Source organism: Pararobbsia alpina, from assembly GCF_902859895.1.
Taxonomy (GTDB): Bacteria; Pseudomonadota; Gammaproteobacteria; order Burkholderiales; family Burkholderiaceae; genus Pararobbsia; species Pararobbsia alpina.
This window is the reverse complement of the sequence record NZ_CADIKM010000002.1, coordinates 425,208-437,337: the sequence shown is the minus strand read 5'-3', so window position 1 is coordinate 437,337 and position 12,130 is coordinate 425,208. Positions and strand designations below refer to the sequence as shown.

The 12,130-nt window shown below is 61.0% G+C and carries 10 protein-coding genes; 1 reads left to right on the top strand and 9 read right to left on the bottom strand.

The features are described 5' to 3' along the window. Nucleotides 1-69: 69 nt before the first annotated feature. The 7 genes from HV670_RS04055 to HV670_RS04025 all read right to left on the bottom strand — a co-directional run bounded on the left by HV670_RS04055 (nt 70) and on the right by HV670_RS04025 (nt 8,923). Nucleotides 70-564 carry a UvrD-helicase domain-containing protein gene (locus HV670_RS04055; protein WP_175103335.1) on the bottom strand — a complete coding sequence of 165 codons (495 nt, stop codon included), beginning with the start codon at nt 562-564 and terminating at the stop codon, nt 70-72. 862 nt (nt 565-1,426) lie between these two features. After that, a complete protein-coding gene (locus tag HV670_RS04050) occupies nt 1,427-2,584 on the bottom strand; it encodes a hypothetical protein (RefSeq protein ID WP_175103334.1) in 1,158 nt (385 codons plus the stop codon). 772 nt (nt 2,585-3,356) lie between these two features. Beyond that, nucleotides 3,357-5,174: a glutamine--fructose-6-phosphate transaminase (isomerizing) gene (gene glmS / locus HV670_RS04045; protein ID WP_175103333.1), complete on the bottom strand. Its 1,818-nt coding sequence runs from the start codon at nt 5,172-5,174 to the stop codon at nt 3,357-3,359. Nucleotides 5,175-5,218: 44 nt separating this feature from the next. Continuing rightward, complete coding sequence (glmU, locus tag HV670_RS04040; RefSeq protein WP_175103332.1) at nt 5,219-6,583, bottom strand: bifunctional UDP-N-acetylglucosamine diphosphorylase/glucosamine-1-phosphate N-acetyltransferase GlmU; 1,365 nt, start codon at nt 6,581-6,583, stop codon at nt 5,219-5,221. A 194-nt stretch (nt 6,584-6,777) separates the two neighbouring features. After that, nucleotides 6,778-7,722 (bottom strand): tRNA 2-thiocytidine(32) synthetase TtcA, encoded by a 945-nt coding sequence (gene ttcA / locus HV670_RS04035; RefSeq protein ID WP_175103331.1) that lies wholly within the window; start codon nt 7,720-7,722, stop codon nt 6,778-6,780. 1 nt (nt 7,723) lies between these two features. After that, on the bottom strand, nt 7,724-8,119 hold the full coding sequence (locus HV670_RS04030) for a dihydroneopterin aldolase (protein WP_175103330.1): 396 nt from the start codon (nt 8,117-8,119) through the stop codon (nt 7,724-7,726). A 12-nt stretch (nt 8,120-8,131) separates the two neighbouring features. Further along, on the bottom strand, nt 8,132-8,923 hold the full coding sequence (locus HV670_RS04025; RefSeq protein WP_246256960.1) for an SDR family oxidoreductase: 792 nt from the start codon (nt 8,921-8,923) through the stop codon (nt 8,132-8,134). Between the two features lie 27 nt (nt 8,924-8,950). Here HV670_RS04025 and HV670_RS04020 point away from each other — a divergent pair, with 27 nt between their 5' ends. Further along, a complete protein-coding gene (locus tag HV670_RS04020; protein WP_175103328.1) occupies nt 8,951-10,147 on the top strand; it encodes a class I SAM-dependent methyltransferase in 1,197 nt (398 codons plus the stop codon). Nucleotides 10,148-10,229: 82 nt separating this feature from the next. Here the strand turns inward: HV670_RS04020 and HV670_RS04015 are convergent, their stop codons facing one another. Continuing rightward, the gene (locus HV670_RS04015) at nt 10,230-11,474 is read right to left on the bottom strand and encodes a multifunctional CCA addition/repair protein (RefSeq protein WP_175103327.1); all 1,245 of its coding nucleotides are present in this window, start codon (nt 11,472-11,474) and stop codon (nt 10,230-10,232) included. Continuing rightward, nucleotides 11,471-12,118 (bottom strand): glutathione S-transferase family protein, encoded by a 648-nt coding sequence (locus HV670_RS04010; protein ID WP_175103326.1) that lies wholly within the window; start codon nt 12,116-12,118, stop codon nt 11,471-11,473. The genes HV670_RS04015 and HV670_RS04010 overlap by 4 nt, the downstream gene beginning before the upstream one ends. Between the last annotated feature and the right edge of the window lie 12 nt (nt 12,119-12,130).

Sequence of the window (12,130 nt, the reverse complement as noted above, 5' to 3'; positions counted from 1 at the left end):
TCTATGCCGCAAACCACCTCGAAATTGGATTCGACGTTTCATCGAATTCGCCTGATGGGCTTGGCGTTGTCAGTGTGAAATCGATGCTCTTGTTTTGAACACCATCCCTAGCTCCTGCGCACTAAGGTCTTGTACTTCGTCGACAAGTATCGCTTGGTAGCGCTCGGGCCCGAGTTCATCAACAAATTCTGACAAAATCTCGGCGCAGCGAGCGCTACTCTCGCCGAAATCCCCCTGCATGGCTTCGGAAGCCCGCGCCGGTCTGTATTGACGGATAAGGTCCAACGACCATTGGCGATGAGTGGCGATGTGGTCAATTTCGAGCACCTGTTTAACCGCGACCCCTGTTCTTATAAATTCAGTAAGGGAACGACCCACCGTTAATACGACGACGTTCTTGAACCTCTTTAGAAAGAGGTACTGCGCCCGCAGCAGTAGGATATTAGTCTTGCCTGAACCCGGCCCCCCCGTTACAAGAAAGGAATTGTCAACTCCAACCTTGTTCACGATATGTGCTTGTTGCGGGTCCAGCTGTTCGGCCTTTGTCCACCAACCTGCATCCACTTTTATTCCCCGTCTCTCAAATCGGAGTTTGTGTTTCGATTGTCAGTAAGTCCGGTCTTTTATTGATAGCTGACAACCGTCGGTAAACTGGTCTTTCAACAGTATATCCGTATAACGTTTCCACTCCACAGAAACGGTCGTTAGCTGCCCCGTGGCGCCACTCCAAAGGTTTGGTCGCTGGCCGCCAAGTCCATAGGCGCGTCATCGCCGCCGCCAATACGCGCTGACCTCAGCTATACGTAATAGCCGCCCGTCTCAAGCGACCAGCTTCCCACGGTTTTAGATGAGCGTCGCGCTTCCGGCCATTGATTGCAGGATGAGCTTGTACCCGGGACGTTGCTCATAGCCCACCCCACAAGTGCGTTGGCCATCGTCGACGAAATCAGCATCCGCCTGACATACATCTAAAGGTCATCGGCGCCGTGCAGTAAAAGTCACCGCCTGCGGAAAGGCGGCTGCCCGGCTGCCAAGTTTTCCTACGCCGGCGTTTAAATGACGTCGCTTTTGAAATGGATTCCAAGAACCCCTCCGCACTGATGCGCGAACCGAAGTCTGCGCCGACGTACATTGAAGAGAGGTCGAACTGTTGTCAATTCTGCTGGAGACATCGCTATCGAAGTCGAAGTCACGACTCGAGACGCGGGGATTTCTGACGCCCGTTTCGTCCCGCTGCGTCGAGTCGTGGACCGAGTTGATTGCGCGCAAAGGCTGCTGGAAGCTGTCAGGCAGCGTCCGAATGAGCAAGAGATGACGGTAGGCGAGGCTCGGCTAAATGCACACCACCCGCACCTCCGCCTACCCGGTAAATTACGTCTGACCGCGGTATCGCCTTTACGCCTCGACGGGGCGTCGAAGAGAGCAGTTATTCGACCGTCTCGTCGCGTATCCCATCCACTTCGTCCCAACGGCGCACTACCGTTGGGTCCAACCAGTCTGCTGCACGACGAATCCAGCCCGCGTCAATCACACCGTCGTTTGAAGACAGCTTTTCGGCTTGAACCCTATCAGCAAGATTTCTCAAACGGTTTGCGCGTTCAAGTTTGGTTGCCCACTCTTCGACTTTCTTGAGGCGCTCGAGCGCCTTCCGCCGCATTTCCGCCTGTCGCAGGTCCTCCGCTGCCTTGGCTTCAGCAACGACCCGGCGTTCAGCGTTTATCTCAGCTTGCACGCGTCGGCGTATCACAAGCTCACGGAGCCGGTCGATGAACGCCACGACTTTACTTTCAACGGACGCGGTCCGGCCGTCGCCAATTTTCGCTAGCTCATAGCCGCCATCAGGTTCGGTCGCCGCAATATCGAATTCACCAGTTGGGTAGTATTCGTACAATTGACTATGCCGGTTGAATCCGAGTTTTTCGTTTCCCTGCCGCTGCTCGCGCGTCAGCGGAATAGCCTCCCGGCGACTTCGTTCGCGGACTTTGAAGGAAAATTTGAAGTCGAGAATGGAAACGAACGCGCGACTATCAGTTTTGGCGTTGGTGGAGATAGGGTAGCCGGCGGCAACTAGCGATTCGAGCAGCAAGTTGAGAAGCAACACCGCACGCAGGCTATTTGCGCTTGACGACTCGACCCACATTAAGCCCGCACCATCGCACAGCGGCCACTCCCGAGAGTCACGCCCCCTACCCTCAAGTCTTTTCGCAATTCGCTTGGTCAGTGGCAAACAATCTTCTAGTGACGTTCGCAGTGGCACGCTCGGCACAGCAGGGCGATGCGGCGAGTCGGTTTCAATTCCTTCGCGATAGCGCGCATCGAACAATTCGTCTCGAGGTACCGAGTACCGAGAACTACGATGGGTGGTCGGTCCCTTCGTTGGGCGCAGCGGCGGCTTCTTGACTCTCTGACCAGCAGCTAGCTTCGCCCAGTAGCCGCGCGGCGGCAACGGTACTTCGAGACTCACGCATATCTTCCGGAGCCCGACGTCGGATATGCCGTATTGCTTCGCGACCTTGCTGACGGCTTCCGTCCACACCTGTTCGTAAAGCTCGTCGCGCTGAAAGTCCGTGCATTCCCAGCCCATCCTTCACCTCGCGGTGGAGAAGTTGAAATAAAACCGCGGTCTACACCAGTCATGAAATCTCATATAGATGACGATGCTTGTGCCGCAAGCGTACAGGCAAGCCGTGACACGTCCCGCAACTTCCTGGAGTTGCTAGGCTACATCCTCGCTGACGGAGAAGGTGACATACGCACTGCGGCGCGCGACTTTGCACTCTCAGACGCCAGTCTCGTCCGGCTGCGCAGAGCGATGGACCGAGTTGCTTGCGCGCAAAGGCTGGTGGAAACAGTCAGGGCGGTTGCAGGGGGCGGGACGGGAGCGCCTACGGCCGAAAGCAGCGGCGATAGCCAAGCGGAAGATTCATTGAGGGTAATCTCTGCGGCCATGCGGGCAGAGGTGGAATTGCTGGCAAAGGGGTGGCCAGAGGACTATCCGGCCGGGGCGGTGGAGTGGCTCTTGTTATAGCCTCACGGCGTCCGACGAGCGGTTGAGAGCACCGCCCATGGCGCGTGACCAATAGTTCCGGTTAACCGTTTGCTGACAAGGACTTGGAGGCAGCGGAGCGCCACCGCTAGTCGAAACTGATGGAGCTCCCCATTTGTGCATCATTCTGGGCGACTTTCCCCGAAATTTCTCCGCCAGACCAGCCTATTTTTGACCTTGCAATTAGAAGCGTTTACGCTTTTCAAACAAGGCTTTATAGCCGAAAAGCTTGGCGGGAACGCCTAGAAGCGTTTACCTGTAAACGCTTCTAATTCTGTTGAGCACAGCGCTCTCCAGTCTCGTCGCCCCCTCACTCCACCGTAACCGACTTAGCCAAATTCCGCGGCTTATCCACATCCGTCCCCCGCGCGCAAGCCGTGTGATAAGCCAGCAACTGCAACGGCACCACATGCAGAATCGGCGACAGCAGCCCATAGTGCTCCGGCATCCGAATCACATGCAGCCCTTCCGCATTGACGATTCGCGTATCCGCATCCGCAAACACAAAAAGCTGACCGCCGCGCGCACGCACTTCCTGGATATTCGACTTGAGCTTTTCAAGCAGCGCATCATTCGGCGCAACCGTCACCACGGGCATCGCCTCCGTCACCAACGCCAACGGCCCGTGCTTGAGCTCACCCGCCGGATAAGCCTCAGCGTGGATATACGAAATTTCCTTAAGCTTCAAAGCCCCTTCAAGCGCGATCGGATAGTGCAACCCACGCCCCAGGAACAAGGCATTTTCCTTGCGTGAAAACTCTTCCGCCCACGCAATGATCTGCGGTTCCAGCGCGAGCACGCTGTTCAACGCCGCCGGCAAATGCCGCAGCTGATGCAGGTACGACGCCTCCTGCGTCTTGTCGAGACGTCCGTGCAAACGCGCGATCGTGCAGGCAAGCACGAACATCGCCACAAGCTGTGTCGTAAACGCCTTGGTCGACGCAACCCCGATCTCGGTACCCGCACGCGTCAGGAACGACAGCGACGTCTGCCGAACCATCGCACTCGTGGCGACATTGCAAACCGCAAGCGTATGTCGATGACCCAGTGTCTGGGCATGCTTGAGCGCAGCCAGCGTATCAGCCGTCTCACCCGATTGCGAAATGACAATAACCAGCGCATTCGGATTCGGCACCGAGGAACGATAGCGATACTCACTGGCGACCTCGACCTGTGTCGGAATCTGCGCCACCGACTCGAGCCAGTACTTCGCCGTCTGACCCGCATACGAACTGGTCCCGCATGCAAGGATCAAAATGCTGTCGATAAACTTGAGCACCTCTTCGGCACCCTCTCCGAACAGCTTCGGCGAGAACGGATCGCCACCCGGAATCGTGTCGGTGATCGCGCGCGGCTGCTCGAAGATTTCCTTCTGCATGAAGTGCCGGTACGGGCCGAGCTCGACCGCGCCGCCATACGCCGCCACTAGACGGATTTCACGTTCGACAAAACGGCCATCGCGATCGGCCACGCGCACGTTATCGACTTTCACATCGGCGACATCACCTTCTTCGAGGAAGATGAAGCGGTCCGTGTTACCCGCCAGCGCGAGCGCATCGGAAGCCAGGAAATTCTCGCCCTCACCGACACCGACGACCAGCGGCGAACCTTGGCGCGCACCCACCACGCGATGCGGCTCGTCCTTATGGAATACGGCAATCGCATACGCGCCGTGCAAGCGCTTCACGGCATTGCGCACCGCTTCGAACAAGTCGCCGCGATACACGCTATGCACAAGGTGTGCAATGACCTCAGTATCCGTCTGCGAGACAAACTCGTAACCCTGCCCGCGCAACTCCTCACGCAGGCTTTCATAGTTCTCGATGATGCCGTTATGAACGACAGCGATCGCGTCGCGCGAGAAGATCGGGTGAGCATTGTGGGTAACAGGCGCGCCATGGGTCGCCCAACGCGTATGCGCGATCCCGGTGACGGCCTCCAGTTTCGTTTCCCGAACCTGCTCACTAAGATCGGCCACGCGCGACACGCTGCGCGCACGCCGCGCCACGCCGTCGACAATCGCGGCCACGCCGCAGGAGTCATAGCCCCGATATTCAAGGCGGCGCAAGCCTTCGAGCAAAACAGGCACGACGTTGCGCTGCGCTACTGCACCGACGATCCCACACATGAGTTGTCTTCCCGAAAGTTGGATGTCTTGAAGTGTTGGCTGGACTACTTCTTTTTCTGCTTGACCGGGCGAATGTAACCGTCACGCGTACGCTGCGTCTTTTCATTCAGAACGAGCGTGTGGGGCGGCACATCCTTCCAGATCGTGGTACCCGCGGCAATCGTCACATTGCGACCGACGCGTACTGGCGCCACAAGCTGGGTGTCGGAACCGACGAAAACATCGTCCTCGATCACGGTCCGGTGCTTGTTCGCGCCGTCGTAGTTGCAGGTGATGGTGCCCGCGCCGATATTCACGCGCGCACCGATATCCGCATCCCCGATATAGCTGAGGTGGTTGGCCTTTGCGCCAACGCCGATTACGGCATTCTTGATCTCGACGAAGTTGCCGACGTGGGACTCGTCCGCCAGTTGCGCACCCGGCCGCAGCCGTGCATACGGACCGAGCACGGTACGCTCGCCGACAGTCGCCTCGTCGATGCTCGTGAACGCGGCGATCTGCGTGCCCGTGCCGATCGTCGCATTGCGGATCACGCAGTTCGGGCCGACGGAGACGTTGTCGGCCAGCACGACCTCCCCCTCGAATACACAGTTCACGTCGATCGACACATCGCGCCCACAGCGCAGCGAACCGCGCACGTCGATGCGCGCGGGATCGGCAAGGGTCACGCCGTCATCGAGCAGTTGTACGGCGATATTGCGCTGTTCGATACGTTCGAGTTCGGCGAGCTGGGCTTTGCTGTTGACGCCGAGCGTTTCCCATTCTTCATCGGGTTGTGCGGTCACCACGTCGAGGCCGTCGCGAATCGCACACTCAACAACGTCGGTCAGATAAAACTCCTTCTGCGCATTGTCGTTCTTGAGCGAGGCAAGCCAGCCGGACAGCCGGTCGGTCGGCGAGATCACGATGCCGGTATTGATCTCGGCAATCTCGCGCTGGGCTTCGGTCGCGTCCTTGTGTTCGACGATACAGCTCACACGGCCTGTTGCATCGCGAACGATGCGGCCATACCCGGTCGGGTCGCCGACGGTCACGGTCAACACGCCGTAGCTACCCGCGGCCGCGGCGTCAATCAGGCGTTTGAGTGTCGATGCACGGGTCAGCGGCACATCGCCATAGAGCACCAGAGTGGGCACGGACGCATCGAGCAGCGGAAGTGCCTGCTGAACGGCGTGACCGGTGCCAAGTTGCTCGGCCTGGACGGCAAATTCGATGTCGGGAGCACCAACGCTTGTCTTCACGTTGTCCGCCCCGTGCCCGATGACGACCACCAGCCGTGTCGGCGACAGGCTCCGTGCGGTATCGAGGACGTGAGAGAGGAGCGGCCGGCCAGCCAGGGGGTGCAGCACCTTGGGCAGGGCCGAACGCATGCGCTTGCCAGCGCCTGCAGCCAGAATAACGATATTCACGGCATGGAGACCTGTGTGAAAGGGATGCCGAATTCTAGCATGCGAGATAGGTCAAACCCTTGACAGACAAGGGTTTGCGAACATGCTTACGATTTGACATGTTCCCCGGTTTAACAAGCGCGGATTCCCACGGTGCCTTCCTCCCCCTGAAGGAGAATTGCCGCGCACTTGTTCGAACCCGGCACCCTGCGTTCCTAGTCCTCGTCGAACTGGGCGAACGAGATGGTCTGTTCCACCGGACCCGCGGTTTCCGTGCTGCACGGGTCTTCGTCGAAGGCGATATCACCGTCCGCGTCGGGGCTTCCGCTCGCACGCAGCCCTTCAAAGCCGAATAGCTTGCGGTCCATCAGATGGGAAGGCACGACGTTCGAAAGCGCGTTGAACATGTTCTCGATGCGTCCCGGAAAGCGCTTCTCCCAGTCGCGGATCATCGCCTTCATCTCGACACGCTTGAGATTCGGCTGGCTGCCGCACAAGGTGCAAGGGATGATCGGGAACTCGCGGAGCTCGGCGTAGCGCTCGAGATCGCGCTCGCTCACATAGGCGAGCGGTCGGATCACGATGTTCTTGCCGTCGTCCGACTGGAGCTTCGGCGGCATGCCCTTGAGCTTGCCACCGTAGAACAGATTGAGAAACAAAGTCTGCAGGATGTCGTCGCGATGATGACCCAGCGCGATCTTGGTGGCGCCGAGTTCGCCGGCCACGCGGTAAAGAATGCCACGGCGCAGACGTGAGCACAGCGAGCAGGTCGTCTTGCCCTCGGGGACGAGGCGCTTGACGATGCTGTAGGTGTCCTGGTTCTCGATATGAAAGGGCACGCCGAGCCGGGTCAGGTACTCGGGCAGCACGTGCTCCGGAAAGCCTGGCTGTTTCTGGTCGAGGTTCACGCCGATGATCTCGAAGTCGATCGGCGCGCGCTCCTGCAGGCGCAGCAGGATGTCGAGCATCGCATAGCTGTCCTTGCCCCCCGACAGGCAGACCATCACCTTGTCGCCTTCCTCGATCATGTTGAAGTCGCCGATCGCCTGGCCGACCTGCCGTGCAAGTCGCTTGGTCAGCTTGTTGTTCTCGTAGGCATCACGTTGGTCGCGGCGCGATACGGGATGGACGCGAACAATGTGTTCGAGGGGAGCATTCATTTCAGCCTGCCTTGATCCGGAATACTTCGACACCGACCGATTCGCAGTCCGGATACGCATCGGGCTTCTCGGTCGACACTCGCACCGCACGCACTTGCGGATGGTCGAGCATGGCCTGGGCGATATCGTCGCACAGGGTTTCCTGCAGATGGACGTGGCCGCGCGCGACGCGTTGTCCGATCGTGTTGCGCATCAGATTGTAGTCGACCACCTCGGTCAGCTTGTCGGCGACGGGCGTCGACGCATTCAGCGACACGAACAGATCGACATTGAAAATCACCCGCTGCTCGCCGTTCTTCTCGGATTCATAGGCGCCGATTTTCATCAGCACCTCGTAGTTGCGTAAAAACAGCCGCCGGCATTCGGCGAGACTCGGATGGGAAAGCGCGATAGGCATGGGAATTCTCTTTTATAGGTCCGGCGCGGGACGCAGCGACGGTTGCAGATGCTCGCCGCCATCGACGAGCAAGGTCGTGCCGGTCACCGCACGTGCCTCGGCCAGATAAAGCGCGGCCTCGACGAGGTCGTGCGGTCGCGAACCCGCGCGCAAAGGGGTGTTCCGATGGTCCTGCGCGAATGCTTCGGGGCTCTGGTCGAAGGCCTGGAGGGTCAGTCCGGGCGCCAGGCCGACCACGCGCAGCTTGGGCGCGAGGGCCTCGGCAAGCAGGGTCGTCGCGGTCTCGAGCGCGGCCTTGGTCAGCGTGTAGGACAGGAAGTCGGGGTTCAGGTTGTAGAGCTTCTGGTCGAGCAGGTTGATCACCACGCCGCGCAGGCGCTCATCCTCGATCGCCTCATCGGGCGTGATCGCGTGCAGCGCACGGGCCAGCGCGAGCGGTGCGCCGACGTTCACGCGCGTCAGGCGTTCCAGCGTATCGAAGCAGAAATCGAGCGCGCCGTCCTCTTCGAAAATCGATGCGTTGTTGATGACGCAGTTGGGCACGCCGAGCGCGTCGCCAAGATCGGGCACCAGGCTCGCGACGGCGGCCTCGTCGGCGAGATCGGCCTCGAGCGCAATCGCGCGGCGTCCGAGCACTTCGATTTCCTCGACGACCTTCAGCGCCTCATCTCGCGAACGATGGTAGTGAACACCGACATCCCAGCCCCGCGCTGCAAAGCCGAGCGCGAGCGCCCGGCCAATGCGGCGGCCCGCGCCGGTGATCAGCGCGATACGGCGAGGCGGGTCGGAAAGGGTCGAAGGCATATGGACGCTCATTTACAATGCGGGGCTATGGCTTCCCATTTAGAACCCGACAGTTTACCCGCTCCCGGCGCCGACGGCCTCGTGCACTCGGCGGCCCTCATTGCCCGGATCGAGCAAGCGATCGACGCGGCCGGCGGCTGGTTGCCGTTCTCGCGCTTCATGGAACTGGCTTTGTACACACCGGGGCTCGGCTATTACAGCGGTGCGTCGGTGCGCTTCGGCCGCCGGCCCGAAGACGGCAGCGACTTCGTGACCGCGCCGGAACTCACTCCGCTGTTCGCGCGCGCGGTCGCGCGACCCGTCGCCGATGCGCTGATCGCCTCCGGCACGCGCGAGATCTTCGAATTCGGCGCGGGCACCGGCAAGCTGGCGGCGGGGCTGCTCGAAACACTCCACGGCTGGTCGATACCGGTCGAGCGCTACACGATCGTGGACCTCTCGGGCGCCCTGCGCGAAGAGCAGCGTCAGACCATCGTCGACCATGTCCCGGCGCTGGCGGGCCGCGTGCACTGGATCGACCGGTTGCCCGATCAGTTCGACGGCGTGCTGATCGGCAACGAGGTGCTCGATGCGATGCCGGTGCGCCTGCATGTCCGGGGTGCCGAAGCATGGCTCGAACGTGGCGTGGTCCGCACTGCGGGCCCGGACCCGTTTGCATGGGAAGATCGGCAAGCACCGCACGCCGATGCGCTGCGGACCTTGCTCGATTCGATCGATGCGGACGAAGGCTATGTGACCGAGTCGCATGAAGCCGCGCACGCCTTCACACGCACGCTCTGCGAAAAGCTCGGGCGCGGCGTGGTCATGCTGCTCGACTATGGTTTTCCGGAGCGCGAGTATTACCATCCGCAGCGCGTCGAAGGCACCCTGATGTGCCACTACCGACATCGCTCGCACGGCGATCCCTTCGTCTACCCGGGCTTGCAGGACATCACTGCACACGTCGATTTCACGGGGATCGCGCAGGCGGGTCTCGACGCAGGGGCGGATCTGCTCGGCTATATGACCCAGGCGCGCTTTCTATTGAACAGCGGGCTCGCCGATACGCTGACGGCCTTCGATCCGCGCGACACGATCTCGTTCCTGCCGGCCGCGAACGCAGTGCAGAAGCTGGTTTCAGAGGCGGAAATGGGCGAGCTGTTCAAGGTCATCGCCTTCGGCAAGCGTGTCGACCCCGACGCGATCACCGCCTTCGTCAACGGCGACCGGTCGCACACGCTCTAGGGCGGGCCAGTGACGCTGCCTGGGAAGCTGCGCTCCTCCTTTTCAGCGCGGCTCCGGTCGTGGCGCTACTTCGGCGCCCGCCCTATCCCGGCAAACGCTCCATCGCCGCCTCGACCGCCTCGACACGTGCCTTGTGCACGGCATCCTTGATCTGCGCGGGCCGGTCGACAAACTGCGCGGCGACGGCGCCCGCATCGACCTTGCGTGCCTCGATCAGCGCCTCGCGCAGACGAGCTGCCTGCGCATAGGCCTGCTGTTCGAAACCGAGCCGGCCCCGTGCATCGCTCTCGCATGCCTGCAGTGCCTCGGCAAAGCGTGCGGGCTTGCGTAACGCGTCGCAGCGTTCGAGCAACCTCACGAGCGCCGCCGCGTTGAGTTCGCGCGCACGATGGATATTGCCGTGCTCGCGAGCAACCAGTACTGCAAGCTCGCGGCATTCGTTGGGAACCTTGAGGCGGTCGCACAGCGGCTTGAGCAGGTCGACGCTGCGCCCCTCATGGCCGATATGGCGCGGCAGAATATCGACCGGCGTCGTCGCCTTGCCGAGATCGTGCGTGAGCGCCGCGAAACGCACCGGCAAGGAATAGCCCTGATGCGCCGCGTGATCGAGCACCATCATCACATGAACGCCGGTATCGACTTCGGGGTGATAGTCCGCGCGCTGCGGCACGCCATAGAGCCCGTCGACCTCGGGAAGAATCCGCGCGAGCGCGCCGGACTCGCGCAGCACGTCGAACATCCGCGACGGCTTGTCTTCCATGAGCCCGCGCGAGATTTCCTGCCAGACGCGTTCGGGCACGAGCGCATCGACTTCGCCCGCCTCGACCATGTGCCGCATCAGCGCCAGGGTTTCCGGCGCAACGGTGAAATCGGCAAATCGCGCCGCAAAACGTGCGAGTCGCAGGATGCGCACGGGGTCTTCGACAAATGCTTCACCGACATGGCGGAACACGCGCCGTTCAAGGTCTGCGCGACCGTTGAACGGATCGACGATCTCCCCGGTCAGGCTGCTATCGGGCAGGCACTCACGCGCCATCGCATTGATCGTGAGATCGCGGCGCACGAGGTCCTCCTCGAGCGTCACATCGGGCGCGAAATAGAACTGGAAGCCGTGATACCCCAGCGCCGTCTTGCGTTCGGTGCGCGCCAGCGCATATTCCTCCTGCGTGCGCGGATGGAGGAACACCGGAAAATCCTTACCGACCGGACGAAAGCCCTGCGCGATCATCTGTTCGGGTGTAGCCCCGACCACCACATAGTCGCGATCCTTGACGGGCAGTCCCAGCAAAGCATCGCGAATCGCTCCGCCAACCACGTAGATCTTCATGCCACGGCGTCGTAAGAAGCGATCGCGGGTTCGTCCTGCGACGCGGCGATCCACTCGCGGACCGCGGGCAGCGCGGTGATACGTTCGGCGTAAGCGCGTGCCTCGTCGGTCAGCACGGTCGGCTGATAGCTGTTGAATCGCATCACGACGGGCGCGTACATCGCATCGGCAATCCCGAATTCGCCGAACAGAAAGGGGCCCTGGCTGCGCGCCAGACTCTCTCGCCACAGCGTGTCGATGCGCCGCACGGAAGGGTGAAGCCCGGCCTTCTCGCCGATCGAAGGGCGTCGCATCCGGATGTTCATCGGCATCGCTTCGCGGATATCGCCGAAGCCCGAATGCATCTCGGCGCTCACCGCACGCGCACACGCACGCAGGTTTGCATCGCGCGGCCACCACGGGTGCTCGAGAAAACGCTCGGCGAGCGTCTCGCAGATCGCGAGCGAATCCCAGACGACGTGCCCGTCGTCACCGATCAAGGCCGGCACGCGGCCCGACGGCGAGTATTTGCGGATCTGCTCGGCGCTATCGTCCTTCTGGAGCCAGATCTGGATTTCTTCGAAGGGAATGCCGTAATGCTTCAGCAACAGCCAGGGCCGCATCGACCACGAGGAGTAGTTCTTGTTGGCTATGACAAGTTTCATGAGCGCAAATGT